The organism is [Scytonema hofmanni] UTEX 2349 (genome assembly GCF_000582685.1).
Classification (GTDB): Bacteria; Cyanobacteriota; Cyanobacteriia; order Cyanobacteriales; family Nostocaceae; genus Hassallia; species Hassallia hofmanni.
The window spans coordinates 848,716-867,146 of record NZ_KK073768.1 but is presented as its reverse complement, the minus strand read 5'-3'; the positions used below and the strand labels follow the sequence as shown (position 1 = coordinate 867,146).

General features: G+C 40.9%; 14 protein-coding genes and 2 pseudogenes. 8 read left to right on the top strand and 8 right to left on the bottom strand.

Going from position 1 to position 18,431, the window contains the following annotated elements; genetic code table 11:
- The first annotated feature begins 4 nt into the window (after positions 1 to 4).
- On the top strand, positions 5 to 361 hold the full coding sequence (locus TOL9009_RS0108835; RefSeq protein WP_029632480.1) for a carbon dioxide-concentrating mechanism protein CcmK: 357 nt from the start codon (positions 5 to 7) through the stop codon (positions 359 to 361).
- Between the two features lie 172 nt (positions 362 to 533).
- On the top strand, positions 534 to 1,265 hold the full coding sequence (locus tag TOL9009_RS0108830; RefSeq protein WP_029632479.1) for a TIGR04283 family arsenosugar biosynthesis glycosyltransferase: 732 nt from the start codon (positions 534 to 536) through the stop codon (positions 1,263 to 1,265).
- A 193-nt stretch (positions 1,266 to 1,458) separates the two neighbouring features.
- Here TOL9009_RS0108830 and TOL9009_RS0108825 read toward each other — a convergent pair whose 3' ends face one another.
- Positions 1,459 to 1,962, bottom strand: a complete 504-nt coding sequence (locus TOL9009_RS0108825; RefSeq protein ID WP_029632478.1) for a hypothetical protein — start codon at positions 1,960 to 1,962, stop codon at positions 1,459 to 1,461.
- 608 nt (positions 1,963 to 2,570) lie between these two features.
- Between TOL9009_RS0108825 and TOL9009_RS0108815 the strand changes: the two genes are divergently transcribed.
- The 3 genes from TOL9009_RS0108815 (at position 2,571) to TOL9009_RS0108805 (ending at position 5,982) form a co-directional block, all read left to right on the top strand.
- Positions 2,571 to 3,758, top strand: coding sequence for a HetZ-related protein 2 (locus TOL9009_RS0108815; RefSeq protein WP_029632477.1), 1,188 nt, complete (start codon positions 2,571 to 2,573; stop codon positions 3,756 to 3,758).
- 158 nt (positions 3,759 to 3,916) lie between these two features.
- Entirely contained in the window at positions 3,917 to 5,098 is a 1,182-nt protein-coding gene (locus TOL9009_RS0108810; protein WP_029632476.1) for a hypothetical protein, read from the top strand.
- 200 nt (positions 5,099 to 5,298) lie between these two features.
- A complete protein-coding gene (locus tag TOL9009_RS0108805; RefSeq protein WP_029632475.1) occupies positions 5,299 to 5,982 on the top strand; it encodes a Crp/Fnr family transcriptional regulator in 684 nt (227 codons plus the stop codon).
- A gap of 151 nt (positions 5,983 to 6,133) precedes the next feature.
- Here the strand turns inward: TOL9009_RS0108805 and TOL9009_RS43245 are convergent.
- The 4 genes and pseudogenes from TOL9009_RS43245 to TOL9009_RS0108785 all read right to left on the bottom strand — a co-directional run.
- A pseudogene (locus tag TOL9009_RS43245) lies at positions 6,134 to 6,271 on the bottom strand (Uma2 family endonuclease); the annotation flags it as partial.
- Between the two features lie 52 nt (positions 6,272 to 6,323).
- Positions 6,324 to 6,635 carry a CU044_2847 family protein gene (locus TOL9009_RS0108795; RefSeq protein ID WP_029632474.1) on the bottom strand — a complete coding sequence of 104 codons (312 nt, stop codon included), beginning with the start codon at positions 6,633 to 6,635 and terminating at the stop codon, positions 6,324 to 6,326.
- Between the two features lie 144 nt (positions 6,636 to 6,779).
- On the bottom strand, positions 6,780 to 7,625 hold the full coding sequence (locus TOL9009_RS0108790) for an SWIM zinc finger family protein (protein WP_029632473.1): 846 nt from the start codon (positions 7,623 to 7,625) through the stop codon (positions 6,780 to 6,782).
- A gap of 196 nt (positions 7,626 to 7,821) precedes the next feature.
- The gene (locus TOL9009_RS0108785) at positions 7,822 to 12,441 is read right to left on the bottom strand and encodes an SNF2-related protein (protein ID WP_029632472.1); all 4,620 of its coding nucleotides are present in this window, start codon (positions 12,439 to 12,441) and stop codon (positions 7,822 to 7,824) included.
- Between the two features lie 846 nt (positions 12,442 to 13,287).
- Between TOL9009_RS0108785 and TOL9009_RS0108780 the strand changes: the two genes are divergently transcribed.
- The gene (locus TOL9009_RS0108780; RefSeq protein ID WP_029632471.1) at positions 13,288 to 15,444 is read left to right on the top strand and encodes a polyribonucleotide nucleotidyltransferase; all 2,157 of its coding nucleotides are present in this window, start codon (positions 13,288 to 13,290) and stop codon (positions 15,442 to 15,444) included.
- A 289-nt stretch (positions 15,445 to 15,733) separates the two neighbouring features.
- Positions 15,734 to 15,886 (top strand): hypothetical protein, encoded by a 153-nt coding sequence (locus TOL9009_RS47055; protein ID WP_186227511.1) that lies wholly within the window; start codon positions 15,734 to 15,736, stop codon positions 15,884 to 15,886.
- Here TOL9009_RS47055 and TOL9009_RS50870 read toward each other — a convergent pair.
- Together TOL9009_RS50870 and TOL9009_RS38625 are read right to left on the bottom strand one after the other, a co-directional pair.
- A pseudogene (locus TOL9009_RS50870) lies at positions 15,883 to 16,092 on the bottom strand (transposase); the annotation flags it as partial. The gene TOL9009_RS47055 and the pseudogene TOL9009_RS50870 overlap by 4 nt on opposite strands.
- Positions 16,093 to 16,429: 337 nt before the next feature.
- Entirely contained in the window at positions 16,430 to 16,693 is a 264-nt protein-coding gene (locus tag TOL9009_RS38625) for a hypothetical protein (RefSeq protein ID WP_038296254.1), read from the bottom strand.
- Positions 16,694 to 16,790: 97 nt separating this feature from the next.
- On the opposite strand from TOL9009_RS38625, the gene TOL9009_RS0108765 reads away from it, so the two are divergent.
- On the top strand, positions 16,791 to 17,195 hold the full coding sequence (locus TOL9009_RS0108765; protein WP_029632470.1) for a nuclease A inhibitor family protein: 405 nt from the start codon (positions 16,791 to 16,793) through the stop codon (positions 17,193 to 17,195).
- Between the two features lie 110 nt (positions 17,196 to 17,305).
- Here TOL9009_RS0108765 and TOL9009_RS0108760 read toward each other — a convergent pair whose 3' ends face one another.
- Positions 17,306 to 18,148: a DNA/RNA non-specific endonuclease gene (locus TOL9009_RS0108760; protein WP_029632469.1), complete on the bottom strand. Its 843-nt coding sequence runs from the start codon at positions 18,146 to 18,148 to the stop codon at positions 17,306 to 17,308.
- Positions 18,149 to 18,431 lie beyond the last annotated feature (283 nt).

The following is an 18,431-nucleotide window of genomic DNA, read 5'->3' as shown; positions in this document are numbered from 1 at the left end:
AATTATGTCATCATCACAGGCAGTTGGAGCATTGGAAACTAAGGGTTTCCCTGCTGTGCTAGCAGCAGCAGACGCAATGGTAAAAGCCGGTCGAGTCACCCTTGTCGGTTATATCAGAGTTGGTAGCGCTCGCTTTACAGTCAATATTCGCGGAGATGTTTCGGAAGTAAAAGCCGCTATGGCTGCTGGTGTTGATGCGGTCGAAAATGTTTATGGTGGTACTTTGGAATCTTGGGTGATTATTGCTCGTCCTCATGAAAACGTTGAAGCTGTTTTACCCATAGGCTATACAGATCAAGTCCAAGAGTATCGCGAATCTGTTGAAAACCCCATTATTGGTGCTAACAGGAGATTGACTTAAAGTTATTTGTTAGTTGATGGTTGATGGTTGATGGTTGATAGTTGATGGTTGATGGTTGATGGTTGATGGTTGATTGTTGTTTTACTAACTACTAACTACTAACCACTAACTACTAACCACTAACCACTAACCACTAACTACTAACCACTAACCACTAACCAATAACTAATATATGTCTGATGTTTCGATTATCATCCCCACTTTGAATGAGGCAAAGTGCCTGGGACGCACCTTGCGTCATCTAAGTGTACTGGAACCCCCAGCTTGGGAAGTACTGGTTGTGGATGGTGGTAGTTCTGACGAAACGATCGCCATCGCCGAAACGGCAGGTGTACAAGTAATTTCTGCCAAACAATGCGGACGCGCTTTCCAATTAAATCAAGGTGCAGAAGTTGCAACCGGAGAAATCCTCTGCTTTCTCCACGCAGATACTTTGGTCAGCGATGACTTGGTAACAGTCATTGAACAGACACTAGCAGACAAAACTGTTGTAGCCGGCGGTTTTATTTCCCTGATGACAGGTGAAAAAACAACGCGCTGGGGAGTTTCACTGCACAACTGGCTAAAAACTTACTATGCACCGTTGATTTTTCGCCCACATTTGTTTTTTCAAGGATTGCGCTTATTGTTTGGCGATCAAGTAATTTTCGCACGTCGCGTTGATTTCGGGGAATGTGGGGGTTTTGATAGCAACCTCCCAATTATGGAAGAAGCCGACTTGTGCCTCAAGCTAGTACGACGGGGAAAAATTCGCTTGGTGAATCGGATCGTCCAAAGTAGCGATCGCCGTGTGGCAAAATGGGGCTTCTTCAAAGCCACCGCAATATATCTTTACATCGGCTTTCTTTGGGGTGTTGGTGTGTCGCCACAATACCTGAAGCAATTTTATAAAGATATTCGATGAAAATATCAGGACTTACGCAAAATACCTCTCAAACCCTTATTCCTCTGTTTCCTCTGCGTCCTCTGCGGTTCGTTTTTCCGTTATTGCTGCGTAAGTCCTAAATATTTAACGTTTCGTGTCCTGATTGTAGTCAGCGCTTCAGCGCTAAAATATCAAAATATAAACATAAATTATTGCTTTTGGAGAACCTTTATTAACTCAAAATACTAAGCCAGTAGTCAGCCATCTGACCACGCCCTTCTAAGCTTGCACTCAGAAAATCTGTGCAGGGTAAGCTTGTATTTTTGTTCTCGTCTAGAAATTTTCTGAGCGCTGGCAACTCGTTTTCAAGTATTGCATCGAAGTAATAATCAGTTATTAGATAATAGTATGGCAGCATCCATTTTAATTCTTTGTCTAACTTGTTTGTAGATGCAAGGGCTTCAAGCTGTTCTAATACCTCCCACCCATCCAATTGGTGCAATCCAGTGAGGAATGATGGCTCTATAAAATCAAACCACCACAGGAACAATGCTCGTTTAAGTGCTTCGATATCACCCTGGACAGCAAGCTCCACATATTTGTTATAAACACGACGGTAGTTGTCGAATATACCACTGCTTTCTAACTCAGCCTCCTTCTGTTCAATTAGTCCTTCGATACCGCGCACTTTGTCAAGTATTTGACACTCCTCCAAAGCAAGTTCATTCAAATCCATTTGCATTTTCCTAATAATTCACAGCCGTCGTTACAAATATTCCACACCCGAAGTATAAATATGCTCAATCCATTGCTATGCTACCTCTAGACCATTGAATAAACAGAATAATGTTAAAAGTCTTCGCGATCGCATGGTGGCTCATTTAAGGTCACAAAAAAGCTGAGACTAGAAATAAGAACAAAACAAAGTCCATCGCCTACCAAACTGGAGAAACTTATATAGTTAAAACAGCGTCTAAATTGACGTAAACCATATTTGCAGTTATAAAGCTGCTTCCCTTGTCAGCTTTGCCCAACCCCCCTTTCTTGAAAGCGGTATGCTTATATACTCTTGATAAATCATTTTTCTCTTTATAAAACATATAACTTTACAAAACTTCAAATTTCTGCCCAGGTGAGGAAAATAGCTAAAAGACGTTCATTTGCGGCTATAGCAAACAAAAAGCAAAAACAGCAATGTGGAAAATACTGCATAACTTGAGTGATTCCAGACCTAAATAATAGAAGAAGTCGAAACAACGGCTTCGAGTGAATAATCACGCTCGATGTCCACCAAAGACATCATTCAATCAAGGCAACTGCCAGTTAAAAATTTGAGTGGAATAAATGGGGGTTGTGATGCAAACTTTAAAACAGGGTTTCGAGGAGCGCAATCTCGCTATGGCTTCAGAATCAGAAAAACTGACGCTATATTGGCGCCAACGTTTGGCAGCAGAGTATCCAGAACAAAGCCAAGCAAATAGAGAAACTATTATTCTTTGGCTTTTGGGAAGTAACTCAAAACGCTTTGACTTACTTAATCCTAAAGAGTTAGATATCGCCAAACAAGCGATGGAATATCGCTATCGGATTTTATGCCAGCGCTACTTAGGAATGGGTAGAGAACGCGCTTATCGCAATTTAATCACTCGGCTAGGGAGTTTAGCGACATTACGGAATAAAATCCAAACTTGGATTTCTCTGAGTCGCGATCGCCAACGCAGTGTCATGGACGTATTGCAAGAAGTACTCCAAGAGTTACTGCAAAGCGATAACTACATGCAACAGCAAATGGCTTGCATCGCTGAGTTTACAAAGGATGCCAGACTACAGAATTCTTTGTTGTTTGCCACCATAGAAGAATATTGCCTACGACCAGTACGCAATCAACCGTTACTAGCTTACCGTTTTGTAAATTACTTGCGACGTACCCAACGTGGTGGCTTAACCCAAGTGCCTGGTAGTGATTTAATTAGACTAGTTTCCGAAGAAATTCTTACAGACGACAACGACAACCGGGTTAACTTAGCCGATAATCAGGCGATCGCCGAATATGTTGAAGCACAACAAGTAGAAGAACAGCAAGTACTGCGAAATGCAGTCAAGCAAGAATTTGAAACTTATCTTCAAGAAAATTTAGGGGAAGACGCAGTGCAGTGGTTGCGACTGTATCTGCAAGGCAAATCCCAAGATGAAATCGCCAAAAAACTGAGTAAGCCAATTAAGGAAATTTACCGACTGCGAGAAAAAATTAGCTACCATGCTGTACGTGTCTTTGCCGTCAAAGACAAACCCGAACTAGTAGATAACTGGCTAGAAATTTCTCTAGACGAACACAATTTGGGATTAACACCGCAGCAATTTGGCAAATTACAGTCAAAATTGAGTTTAATTGAGCGGCAGTTATTAGAACTGCGAAAAGCAGGTAAATCCATCGAAGAAATTGCTAAACAGTTAAAACTCAAAACTCATCAGGTAATGGGCGAATGGAGTAAAATCTATCTCGCGGCTCAAAATTTAAGAACTCAGGAGTAACCCAATATTCGCGCTTGCTGCCCAATGCACAAGCCCAAATAAACTTTCTATATATTTGTAGTTAATTTAACTTTTATCACCCGATAAAGTAGGTTTATTTACTACCAAATAACTTAGAGGCAGAATACGATATAAGGAAACATCAAGCAATCAAATCTATGTTGTCTTCACAAGGCAAAGCAAGTGATACCGAAGTAATTGCTAATCAACTGTTAACCGCTACTCCCAAAGAGTCGCTGCGCGAACAGAAGCAAACATTTGAACTGATAGAACGTATCTTGTCCTTTGAAGCTTGCTTATATCATCAAATTTTGCCATATACCATAGAAGATAACAAATTGTTACTGGGCATGGTTAATCTAGAAGATACTGCGGCGCTAGATTACGCTGGTAAGATTTTGTCTTATATTAATTGCACAATGGTGACTGTAGCGATCGCTGCCGATACCCACCGCAACATACTCTCAGCTTACCTCAACTACAAAAATACATCCCAAGCAGTAGCCAATGTTGCAATTGAACATAGCGCAGCTACCATTGCCACCGAGCCAGAGACATCTACTGTAGCTGAGACAAAAAAAAGCGAAAATACTTTTCAACAAGCAGATTCTCCTGTTCTGCCAGACCCTGATAACTTGTCTAAAGCGAGTATCCTTTTTGCCAGTGCAGACAAAAAGACACAGGAAAGTACCTCGGAGCGATCGCTCTTCAATTTACCAATATTACTTATACCAGTTCCGGATCTATTACTGCCTGTTGAACAGCTAGCAACACTACAACCTAAGAAATTACTAACAGAATTGCTAGGACGACTTCTCGCGGGGGGAATTGGTCGTTTGTATTTGGAAAGACAACCTTACGAAGGCAGGATACTCTGGAGTGATAATGGAGTCTTGCAATCCGTCTTAGAAAAACTTCCTCTCTCTGTTTTTCAGGGAGTACTTAATCAATTAAAGCGACTAGCAAACCTGCCTGTAACTACATTTGCAGAAGCAAAACAGGTAGAGAAAGAATGCTTGTATCAAGAAAACCGTTTGTTATTACGCTTGCGAGTGATGCCGGGAAGGCACGGCGAAGAAGCGACACTACAAGTACTCCGGGGAGCCGCCTTAAAATTCTATCAACAACAACAGTTAGCAGGTCTTAGCCGCGATGCTATCGGAATTTCCCAACAACTCAGTTATAAATTGCACGAACTACAACAACGGCTAGTCTTGAATCGCAACACCAACCCCGGACAACTAGAAGCTTTTATGGCACTGAATCAACTCTTGGATGATTTAGACAATCAAATCAAAATACTTACAGATGCTTCAGAGCCACCGATAAAGAACAAATAAAAATCTGTCAGTAAAACCGCTGATTCCGCTGTGATAGTTATTGTGTTGTAATGGAACCCTAGACCGATAAACCGAGAGGTTGCGGTTGAATATCAAGAAAATTTTGATACCGTATTCTACTAAAGGTTACGGTTTTTAAAACATACATATAGTAACAAATCTAATTTTCTGCTCTTAAATCCATTTTTTGCAGATATTTCATGCAGACTGAGATTTTTAGTCAAACTTTCCCCCTAATGAGTACAGCCAATCCACAATCTTTAGAATGGCTGCTCAACGTTGCAATTGAACACGAATATCCAGCAGGGCGAGCCGTTTTAATGGAAGATGCCTGGGGAAACGCGGTTTACTTCGTGGTTTCTGGTTGGGTCAAAGTGCGGCGCACGCGCAACGAAGATTCTGTTGCTTTGGCAATTTTAGGACAGGGTGATTTTTTCGGCGAAATGGCAATTTTGGATGAGTCTCCCCGATCAACCGATGTGATTGCTCTTTCGCCTGTAAAATTACTGAGCATTTCCAGAGAGCGCTTTATTCAAATATTGTTTAAAGACCCGCAGTTGCATCACCGAATGCTGCAATTGATGGTGCGGCGATTGCGGCAAGTTAATTTACGTTTGCAAATGCGGTCTTCACCACCAGCAGTTAAACTCGCTCAAACTCTAGTCAGTTTGGGCGAAAGTTACGGTCAAGAATCAGAAAAAGGAAAGGAAATTTTTAATATTCCTTACAAAGATTTTGCAGAAGTTACAGAAATTAGTGTGGAAGAAACCACCAAAATCATGGAAAAGCTTGATGAAAAAGGTTGGATCAAAATTGACAACGCTAATCAGGTAGTTTATCTGGTTAACTTCAAACAATTGATAAATTTGGCTGGTAAAGTCTAATTATTTACGAGAAAAATGAGTAATTTTATACTAGATTTCTGGGTTGTTGACGGTACAGGTTCGGGTGGGTAAATTTTACCCCCACCCAATTTACAAAGCCGCATCAAAAACCTGCTGTGCAGTGAGGTTAAGTTGGGAGAAGGTAGGGGACAATAACTTTTTCATGGTCTCCGGTTGGGGGTGCCATCTTAATAATTACTCCATTATGTAGCTCGTACCGCACCCCGTCGTTAGGATACCACTCGATAAATTCTTCAAAAGTTACTGGTAATGGTAGGGTTTGGGTCATAGGATTTTGCAAGCCCTACTTACTTTTGAGATTAGTAACTTTAATCATTTTTTCAATGCAATTTAGTATTATCCCATTCCAATGTAATTTCCAGATTTGCTGTAGATGTACCTTTCACTAGTAAAGCTGTGAGTTTTCCAGATTCAATGCCTATTTCTATACCAAATTTTACAGTGAATTTATCTGGCTTAACTTTGTGGAGTGCTTCGGCAATTTCCTTAGACAGAGATTCTATGGTGTCGGTTACTTCGCTAAAAGGTCGGGTGTGAAAATTTATTTTGCGATCGCCTATCGGTGTAGCTTCAACTTTGACACTTGTACCATCAGCAAGTTCTACGGAAATTATTCTACTTTGGAGTTCCATGTTGAGATGCAGAGAATTACTCTGCTTTTATAACATTCAATCACTGGTTATAAATCTTACTAACAAAATAATGAAACTAAAAGTAATCTGTGCTGGGTGTAAATAAGGACATTTGATATTCAGCAAGAAAAGCGCCTAACTTATTCAACTTCCTACTAAATTCATCGCAGCTAAAACAGCTTTTTGGCTGACATCTTTATAGACTGTATTCAAATATTTCATTACTACATCCGCAGAAGTTAAATTTCCTACATTCTCTTCTTCCTTTGCTAAAGGAATTGACCCCAAAACATCTAAAACTGTCTCGCTACCCGATGGCGCAATTACTACTAAAGAAGACTCTAACGGCTCATTATATTGCCAGAAAGAGTCAATTTTTACAGAATGTTGAGTGTTAGTTGTTGATTGTTGGTGATCCGTTATTTGAGAAGGTGTTATTTGCGTCTTGTCATTATGAGCGCTGCGTAATTGCCGTAAATCGCTGATAATTTGCTCTTTAGTGCGTCCGCGCAATTGAAACAGTACAAATGGATCTTCACTAAAGCGATCGCCTAATTGATAGTAAATTGCGCCAACATGTTTGCACGGATTTGCTTTATCAGGACAAGAGCATTTACTATGAACATCTGATAAAGTGAAAGGAAAGAGCGTCATTCCATTACTAGTAAATACATCTTCGATATTTTGTGGCATTTCTCCCGCTAAAAGTTTTGCCGCAAAAATCGCTCTTTTAGACATTGTTTCAATCACATAACCCCACTCTTCATCACTAAAGGGGTCAAGAGAAAGAGAAACTTTATATGGTTCAACTTCGCTACCTTGCACCTTCGCTAATACCTTTGCACCTTTAAATTCTATGCTGAGAACATTTCCCTGACGAGCATAAGTTCTCGCACGTTCCAAACGTTTTTTAAAACGATAGGAATCTAATAAATCAAGCCACCTTTGTGACCACCATTCTCGACTTGCTTGTAATGTTAAATTCGTCATTTTTGCTAGTTGTTGGTTGTTGGTTGTTGGTTGTTGGTTGTTGGTTGTTGGTTGTTAGTTGTTGGTTGTTAGTTGTTGGCTGTTGGTTGTTGGTTGTTAGTCAACGATCATCCACTAACTACTAACCACCATCCACTAACCAATAACAACTAACCACCATCCACTAACAACTAACCACCATCCACTAACCATTTTTTCATTCGGAATCCTCGTCTATTATTGCACTGCGGTCAAGTAATAGTAAGTTGCGGAGTTGGTCTGTATCCATTTCTGTTAACCACTCTTCACCTGCACCAACAACTTGTTCCGCGAGTTGTTTTTTACTTTCTATCATGTCATGAATTTTTTCTTCTAAAGTGCCTGTACAGACAAATTTATGCACTTGCACATTGCGAGTTTGACCAATGCGAAATACTCTATCTGTGGCTTGATTTTCTACTGCGGGATTCCACCATCTGTCATAGTGAAAAACATGATTTGCTCGTGTTAAATTCAGTCCGACACCACCAGCTTTAAGAGAAAGAATCATTATTGGTGGTCCTTGAGGGTCATGTTGAAAACGGTCTATCATTTCCTCGCGTTGTTTTTTGGAGGTGCTACCGTATAAAAAGAAAATTTCTCGCTTTAGCTGCTTTTCTAAATGGGGTTTGAGTAACTTGCCCCATTCGGCAAATTGTGTGAAAATTAAAGCGCGATCGCCTTCTGATATCGCTTCATCTAACATTTCCTCTAACCGCTGCAATTTACCAGAATGATGCTGTTCTAAAGTATTTTGCTTTAAATATTGCGATGGGTGATTGCAGATTTGTTTCAACTTGATCAATAAAGCTAAAATCTTTCCTCGACGTTGCAATCCTTCTGCTGTTTCAATCTCAGCTAAAGACTCATCAACGACTTTTTGATAAAGTGTGCCTTGTTCGGGAGTTAAACCACAAAATACTGCCATTTCCTGCTTTTCTGGCAAGTCTTGAATAATTTCGCGATCGCTTTTCAATCGACGCAAAATAAATGGCTGCACTAATGAGCGCAATTGTCTCAAAGAAGCCGTATCACCATACTTTTCAATTGGGATCGCAAACCGTCTCTGAAAAAATTGCTTAGTTCCTAAATATCCCGGATTGAGAAAGTCTAAAATAGACCATAATTCTTGCAATCTATTTTCTACAGGTGTACCCGTCAAAGCAATACGAAAACTTGCTTCTAATTGTCGCACCGCTTGGGACTGCTTCGCCTCTGAATTTTTCACATTTTGCGCTTCGTCTAAAACAATTCCTTGCCAAGAAACGCTTTGTAATAACTTGATATCTCGGTAAACCAGTGAGTAACTCGTAACAACTAAATCTTGCTTTTTCACGGCTTCTGCAAACGCTTTCCCTTTAGGACGTTTGTCACCGTGATATTGTACAACTTTCAGGGTTGGGGCAAATTTCCTAACTTCGCGTTCCCAGTTTCCTAAGACTGAAGTTGGACACACAAGTAATGTTGGTTTTTCTAATGCTTCTTCTTCTTTGAGATGCAAGAGAAATGTAATAAATTGGATGGTATTATGGCAAATAATATTATTAGCAACAAAATTATGATGTTTGCTAACTTCAAAATCATAAACCCAACCTTCGTAATCGATATCCTCGATGCTCTCAATCTGACAGTAAAAAACTTCTTGGTCAACAAGATGTTGTAAAGATTGTTTGGTTAAGCTCAAATTTTCTACGTTTAAACGAGTATAAGCTTCTAAGGTTTTAGTCGTCCATTTGGAAAGTTTGCGTAGCTGATACTGTTCTTGAGCTACACCACTAATAATGCGGTTAATACCAACTAATACTTTCTGCAAACTCTCTTGAGAAAATTGTTGAGTTCCATTAATATAGACAGTATTGTGCATTCCAAAATGCCGCAATGGTAGCTTTGTTTCCTCAACTATTTGGGCAACGATTTCCGAAGCGGGAATTCCTTCAACGTTTGTGTTGCTTACTCGTTCACAAATTTCTTGCAACTTTCGTTGTTTTTCTGGAATACTAAACTTAATTTCTTCCAAAAACCTACGAGCGCTATTTCCACCGATAATACCTATATAGTAAGTCCGGTAGATACCGCTACCATTAGTGGCACACTTTTGTTTGGGTGATATTCGCAACCAAATTCCAAAACGTCGCAACAGTACAGATAGCTGTTGAATTAGTAGCGGTGAAGCTGTGCTAATTTCGACACTCCGCATCCGTTGAATAACAGCAGATTCAGCATCGAAATAGTGCTGTAAAAAGATACGTACACTATCCAAATCTGCTTGCATGATGAAGGAAGGAATCGATTTTTCAGCTGACAATTTGCCCCAGATATAACCTTTAGCTTCTAAGAATTTCCTGTATGCTTGACTGTTAATTCGTAGCCCAGAAACTCTGCCTGGGAATGTATAGATGCTAGGACTGTTAATTTTGATATCATAGCGTTTGCCAATACGTTGAAAAGTCTGGAGTAAATACTCTAAAATTGTGGTATCTTTTTGCGATATTGTGACAGCACCCTCCTTAGATAACTCATGCCCTTCAGCAATTTGCCAAGCCAGTAACCTGACCAAATCTGGGTCTTCAGGTTGCCCGTTCCAGAGCATTTTAGCTGGCACACAGACATAATCCCCTACTTGTAATTGATTAGTCCAACCTTTATCTGTGAGTAACTTGTGACGACGGGTGATAGTAACACTGCTGCCATCTTGTAACGTGACTTTTCGCAACTTCTCGCGCACTTGCTGCCGATAAAGCTTTTGAATCGGAGCCTGCAAAATTTTGCCAGTTTCATCTATAGAATTTACTAGCAATTCATCTGTTGATTCTGCCCAAAATCCTTCACCGTCAAACTCTGTTTTTCCAGCGTAGGTTTGCCAGATTTCTTGTGCTGTAATTAATTTTCCATTTACGTATACCTGTGTGTTTTCAGACAAGCATTTACCCAATCCCATATCGTCGGCAAGACATGCACCTAAACCCCAACGTTCTAGAAATGCCAGCCAAGCCACACCTCGTTCTTGATAAGGTCGTAATTGTCCTTGAAAACTTTCTGGTGTGGGTAAAGGTGCGATCGCCTGATTATTTGTTAGCGCTCCAACTAACTCTTGCAATGCTCCAGATGCTTCAAAACTAACTACCGGTAATTTTTCAATTGTCTGAGTGTCCCCAGTACTCAAACGCAAAGCATCTTCCAAAGAAAGCGTCATTTGTTCTTTACGAGATGTAAAAAATGCTTGAGCCGTTTTAATATCTTGAGGACGCAACTCGACCCACTCACCGTTAATTTCCACCAGCGGACTATTTAACGCCACCAATCTATCAAATTGTGCCTTAGAAATTGTCTGTCCACCAATTGCCAATTGCCACTCAAAATTTAGCAGACTTTGCAAACCCAAACGCCCTTGTTTGTTTTCCGTTTGTGCTGTTATTTTTAAACCTAATTTGTTAGCAATATCTCCACGATTCGCCAAACTAGCAGGCAATATTACCCCTAAACCACTGTCTTCAAAACGCCACGCCACCGACTTAATAAACTCATATCCTTGCATTGGATTGAGACGGCAAGATTGAGGATTTTCCGTTTCCAAACTTAATGCAATTGGCGGGTAAAATCGAGAAGCTAACCCCAAACCGCGCAATAAAGTTTCTTGAGGCTGTTCAATTGTGCGATTTTGAATAACTAATTGCTCAACTGGATTATGCCAAATTGTTGCTGCATCTACTATAAATTCTGGATCGTCAGCCGCTTGCAAGAAATAAGCTAACAGCCAATCTGTTTCTCCTAACTCTGGAGGACGCAATTCAAAACAAGTGCGAAATAAAGTTTTTCCCGTTAGTTCGTATTGTACCGGCAAAGTCCAAGTTTTCAGCGCCGCTGCTAATCTTTCCACTCCGACCGTATCGGCGTTAACTGTTTGGGATATACTATTTAAAGCTTGCAGCCACAACTTCACCGCCGGTGGTAGAGATGCCATTATCCTGGCTTCTATTACAGGTTGGGAACCGACCATTTTGCGAATTTGAGTATCTATCGTTTGGTGAAGAAATCCTAACAGCAATACAGCAGCTTCTACTGGAAAGTCTACACGAAGTAACGATTCGGTAGATTTCTCAGTCTCCAGTTCCTTATACATGCGGCAAACCAAAGGCATCTTCGCGGCAAATTTTTCTAGACGAGTTTGATCTACAGCACTATCAATTAGTGCTTGCCATTTAGCCGCGATCGCTTCATCTGATTCTCTTTGAATTGTCGGTAAAAATTTCCCTCGCGAGATTAAATCTAAACTCCAACGGGCAATTTGCGACCAAAAGCGCAAATCTCCTCCTAAAAAAGCATCTTCGTCCTTCGCAGCACTCAGGGGTAGAGAAGTGAGAAATTCCATTGCTTGGCTTGGGTTGAGACAAAAACCCTCAACAAGCCAAGGTTGCAGGTATTGTGGTGATTCTGTTGGTTCTCCTAATGTGGCAGAATGTTTTGGAGCGATCGCTATTTCTTCACCGCTTTCTGAAATATAAGTTGGTAAGGAAATTATTTGCGAATATACACGCAAATCATCTGTATGGTTTACAACTTGTTTCTTGTTTTTTCCAGTTTTACTTAAAGCCACTTGCGGCTGTATGAACTTGGCAATTGTCATCTGACGCGAATTTAACCATTCCACTAATTCCATTGCACTGATCGCAAATGGATGTTGTGGAATATTGGTGGCATCTAAAGACAAATTCACATCGAAAGAACGCCAAGTCTCTCCCCAAACAAATAAACAACCACCCTGATTTTGAAGTAACCAACTACCGTGTAAAATTGCCATTCGTTAAACTAAATCTTTCTTATTTGCTTATTTTCTTTTTTTACTTTCGCAATATTTTTCTTTATTAAATAATAGATAACAATCAAAATATTTACGACCACAAAAATAATACTATAAATAACTTGTTATCTAATATAATTAATTATTAATTGATATTAAATTTAAGCCGAAAAAACAATTTATTAACTTTAATTTGCTTTTTTTGCCGCTCAATGCCATGAGAAGAATTTTGTCCTTAGGGCAGTAGAAGATGGTGGGAAAAAACAATGCATTTGGATTTGTAAGCGTTTTTTTGCAGGCAAATGCCAGTTGATGCAGACGTGTGTTTCTGACGATGGTTTCATTGTACAACCAAAAAATGTTTCCGTTAGACGTAAGGGTGTATCATGGTTAACCAAGAAATTGGCTACTCCTGGGATGATGTTAAATTTGAGCTTCCAAACTAATATACCTTTAATGAGAGTGTAGCAATCGATAAGGTTTGAGACATTCTAAGATTTGATAAGCGATGAACACAAGAGTGCTGCCGTCACTAAGAAGGGTAAAGGGGAAAGGGGAAAGGGGAAAGGGTTAAGAAATTGGATTCGGGGATTGTGACCCCCCAATTAAAAGCCACGCACACACACTCTTATCGAGGGGGCTTTAAACCCTTGTTGGGGGTCATATAGGAAAAACTTTTATGCGTATTTAAAATAATTTTTTCCTTTCCCCTTTTTTCCTTTCCCCTTTTCCCCTCCCCTGGTCAGTTGTTTATCTTTGTATGTAGGTTCTTGCGCCAGCCCTAGTGCATAAATGTTAGGATTGCCACAGAAAGAGAATAGCGTGCATAGAAGGAAAAAAAACTGAATGGCAGAAGTTGATAAGTCAATATCCTTCGACGGACGGGATATTCGACTGAAGGTTGGTTTACTAGCTCCCCAGGCTGGTGGGTCAGTCTTGATACAATCTGGGGATACAGCAGTTTTAGTGACAGCTACACGATCCGCAGGCAGAGAAGGCATTGATTTTCTTCCCCTCACCGTCGATTATGAAGAAAGACTGTACGCAGCAGGTAGAATTCCTGGAGGTATAATGAGACGAGAAGGTCGTCCCCCAGAGAAAACAATTCTGACTAGCCGTCTAATTGATCGTCCGATGCGTCCTTTGTTCCCTTCATGGTTGCGGGATGACCTGCAAATTGTAGCAGTAACGCTATCAATGGATGAAGAAGTACCACCCGATGTATTGGCGGTTACAGGTGCTTCAATTGCTACCCTGATTGCCCAGATACCATTTTATGGACCGATGGCAGCAGTCAGGGTCGGTTTGGTGGGAGATGATTTTATAATTAACCCCACCTATGCAGAAATTGATGCCAGTGAATTGGATTTGGTGGTCGCAGGCTCACCGGATGGTGTGATCATGGTAGAGGCTGGGGCAAATCAATTGTCAGAACGAGACATTATCGAAGCGATTGATTTTGGCTACGAAGCAGTGCGCGACTTAATTAAAGCGCAAGAAGATTTGATGGCAGAACTGGGTTTGAAAATGGTGCAACAAGAACCACCAGAAGCAGACTTAACGCTAGAGAATTTTATTCGCGATCGCGCTAACGATGAAATAAAAAAAATCCTGTCACAATTTAGTTTCACCAAAACCGAACGAGATACTGCTTTGGATGAGGTGAAGGAAAAAATTAAAACAGAAATTGGCGAACTTCCCGAAGAAGACGCAATTCGAGTAGCTGCAACCGCAAATAGCAAAGCACTAGGTAACACTTTTAAAGACATTACCAAACAGTTCATGCGGCGGCAAATCGTCGAAGATAACGTTCGCGTTGATGGTCGCAAACTCGATGAGGTGCGTCCTGTTTCTTGTCAAGTTGGTTTATTACCTCGACGAGTCCACGGCAGCGGTTTATTTAACCGGGGATTAACCCAGGTATTATCTGCTTGTACCCTTGGCACTCCAGGAGATGCCCAAAACTTAAATGATGACATGCAAGCAGATCAACAAAAGCGTTATTTGCATCATTACAACTTCCCCCCTTACTCGGTTGGGGAAACCAAACCTTTACGGGCGCCAGGACGACGCGAAATTGGTCACGGAGCTTTGGCAGAGCGATCGCTCTTACCCGTGCTACCAACAAAAGAAGATTTTCCCTACGTGATTCGGGTGGTGTCGGAAGTGCTTTCTTCCAACGGTTCCACCTCAATGGGTTCGGTGTGCGGTTCTACCTTAGCTTTGATGGATGCTGGCGTACCAATTACCAAACCCGTCAGCGGTGCGGCAATGGGTCTGATTAAAGAAGGCGACCAAGTGCGAATCCTTACCGATATTCAGGGCATTGAAGACTTTTTGGGCGACATGGACTTTAAAGTTGCTGGGACGGATACTGGAATCACCGCCTTGCAAATGGACATGAAAATCTCTGGTCTGTCTTTGGATGTTATCGCCCAAGCCGTCAATCAAGCTAAATCGGCTCGATTGCACATTCTGGAAAAAATGCTCGCTTGCATCGATCAACCACGCACAGAAACTTCACCTTACGCCCCACGCTTGTTGACTATTAAGATTGATCCAGACATGATTGGTCTGGTCATCGGACCCGGAGGCAAGACGATTAAGGGTATTACTGAAGAAACTGGTGCTAAGATTGACATCGAAGATGATGGCACGGTGACGATTTCTGCGGTGGATGAAAATAAAGCGAAGAGAGCACGCAACATTGTCCAAGGTATGACGCGCAAGCTGCATGAAGGTGATGTCTACGTCGGGCAAGTAACGCGGATTATACCTATCGGGGCGTTTGTCGAATTTCTCCCCGGCAAAGAAGGAATGATCCATATTTCTCAACTAGCTGACTACCGCGTTGGCAAAGTTGAAGATGAAGTGGCAGTTGGTGATGAAGTGATTGTGAAAGTGCGCGAGATTGATAATAAGGGCAGAATTAATCTTACACGCTTGGGTATTCACCCAGATCAAGCAACTGCGGCACGAGAAGCAGCAGCAGTGAATAAATAATTCGCGCTTTAGGATTTTAGATTTTGGGTCTAAAATCTCTAAGGCGATGCCTTTATTGTAGGCATCGCCGTCAGCAATTTTTGAGAACTAGCCGAATAAGCGGACAAGTCGCACGAGTAGAATTAGTTGAATCAGCCGAATCAGTCGAATTAGTCGCACGAGTCGAATCAGTTGAATCATATCATGTCCGCCAAATTACCCATAATAAAAGAACCCCACCCCCAACCCCTCCCCGCTTGCGGGGAGGGGAGCTAAAGCGCAGCTTTGGCGGGGTGGGGTTCCGGATATTATGCTTAATTGCCCGGACATGATATCAGTCGAATCAGTCGAACCAGTTGAATCAGCCGCACGAGTCGAATCAGTCGAATTAGTCGAATCAGCCGAACGAGTAAACTCGCGGCTACAGGAACAAAGCCTGCCTACGCAGGCTAGATATGGTTAAATAATTTCCCAGTCAGAGATGAGGGATTTTTGGTTATAGTGGGTAGCTTGATTACGGATGTAATCATCTACTTGATCGATAAATTGGTTACTTACTGTAAATGCACCGTAACCACCTTGCCATTTGAAAAACTCGTGGGGTTTGATTTCATGAGTAATTAAATGGGAAGAACTGCCTTTAGCTTTTTGCATTAACTCAGATATAGTCGAATACAGTTTAGCCTCCAACTTCTTCAAAATCCGCTTAGGATCATTCTTATCTCCTTTGAAAAACTTATAAGCTGCAAAACCTGCACCAGCTGCAATAATAGCAGCCCCTCCAGTCATTACACCAACATCATTTCCTTGCAAGCCACACCCTTTTAAGGGTAATTTAGCACCTTCAGGACTGTTAGCTGGAATCTTGACTTCATAGCTTTTTCCCGATCGCAGTGTAACTTTTTGAGTACCGCCTGCGATTACTGTTTCATAACCTATAAAAATGTGATCTAATTCATCCTGGGGTTGAAAGTCCGGCTGTGCGATCGCTGGTAATTGATCTGACTCACTTTGGGGTTGAAAGTCCGGCTTCGGCGAACTCAATTGTTATTTCGGCGAACTCAAAAGTTATTTCGGCGAACTCAATTGTTATTTCGGCGAACTCAATTGTTATTTCGGCGAACTCAATTGTTATTTCGGCGAACTCAATTGTTATTTCGGCGAACTCAATTGTTATTTCGGCGATCGCGGCTAATCCTGTAAAAATACTTACTGCCTTACCTTTGCAGATTATACCTATCGGGACGTTTGTCGAATTTCTCCCCGGCAAAGAAGGAATGATCTATTTTGTTGCATGTCAACTTATACTTAATGGTGGTCTTTGTCAGTTGATTGCTAAATACATTTAGACTTGGAGAAGTGAGCAGATGAGTAATTCTGATGAGATTACTGCAAAACTTAAAGAGGCTTCTACTGACTTGCTCATGCCAAGTGAGTCAGATTTTGCTTTTGAACCTTTCCTATGGTCAGGCGTTAAAGAACCCTTAACTCCTGAGAAAATTTTAGAATTAACCAATCATCCACAGAACTCACCAGTAGAAACAGTTGACCTATCTTATCTTTTTAGAAATCTTGCACAAGAAAAAGAATGGCATGACGAACAACAAAAAGAAAACGTAGGCAAGTATCGTAACCTGGTAGAGGTGCTTGAAAGCAACCTGAGTGATATTCAAGTTTTTCGTGTGGGTGAAATAAATATTGATGTCTACGTGGTTGGTAAAATTCAGTCAGGGGATTTAGCAGGACTTGCAACTAAAGTCGTGGAAACTTAAATACACTAAAACTTCATACCATTAGACATGTGGTAGAAAAAACGTAGAGACGTAGCATTGCTACGTCTGTTATTAGACAGGCTAAATACTTTTAATTATTGGATTGAGTTTTACTGAGTATCAACTCTAGACTCAATTACACTTTGAACAGAACTAGAAACTTGGGATAGGAAGTTATAACCTGTTGCTTGTTCAATTGAATCAACAGTAACTCTGTAATTGCGCCAGTCAGCGTTTCGGACTCCCTGACCATTAGGTATATCAACAGCAATAACGCGTGTAGAAGTATTAACACTACTTGCTGTTCCGCCTCTAGGCACAACCACAATTATCTTCCAAGTTCTTGCTGGTACTACAATGTTATTGCTTGAAATGACGCTCTTAAATCCATTCGACCCAGTGCCACCTGTGCCGTATGCACCAGAAATAATATATAGATCATTGTTGCTCAGTAAGGTTCTGGCGTAGTCTTCCAGTCTTGCCCACACTCCTTGATTGTTATCAGGGGCTTGTGGAATTATATTTGTCATCAAAAATGTTGCAGAATTGTTCGCAACGGTGTTTGTTCTGTCTGCCGAGGGTGTCATATGTCCCCGGTCAAATCCACTGTTAGTGTAGTCACTGGTAACAACTCGATAACAGCCTGAAGGTAGCGTAGTATCTGCACGGAAGTCATCTTGTCGTGGTGCACTGCCAAGCCAAGATGACTTCAACTGCCAGCTAACCCAGTTCGGGATTCTCTTACCACAGTTATGTGATGTTGCGTATTGCGATTTATTCAATAAATAGTTGTTGAGGTTAGAAGTGCCAGCACCACTAGGATTACCCATAGTTAAATGCACACTTGTTGAGACTTGAGCTGGTGCGGTCTTAGACAACAGAGCAAATGCAACAGTAAGTAGAGAAGCAGATGCAAAACCAATCAGTAAAGTCGAAAACTTAGCTTTTTTCATCAGTATTTAGTTTTGAAGTTGTATTTGTGTTTTCAACTTTTCACTCGCCTAAATATTAATATTTCCAAATTAACGTTGAGTTAACTAAATAATAAATATTAGTTAATTCTAATTAAATGTGTCGTTGAAATCTCATGAATTGTTTCGGATCTGAACTAGCTTGGCAATTTCTTCTCTACATCATTTAAATTACTACGCTCATCATGCTTAAAGTCATTTACAATAAGGATTTTAGATAAAAAACTGCGATTATTTAAAGTAAACTTTTGAAGTTAAAAAACAC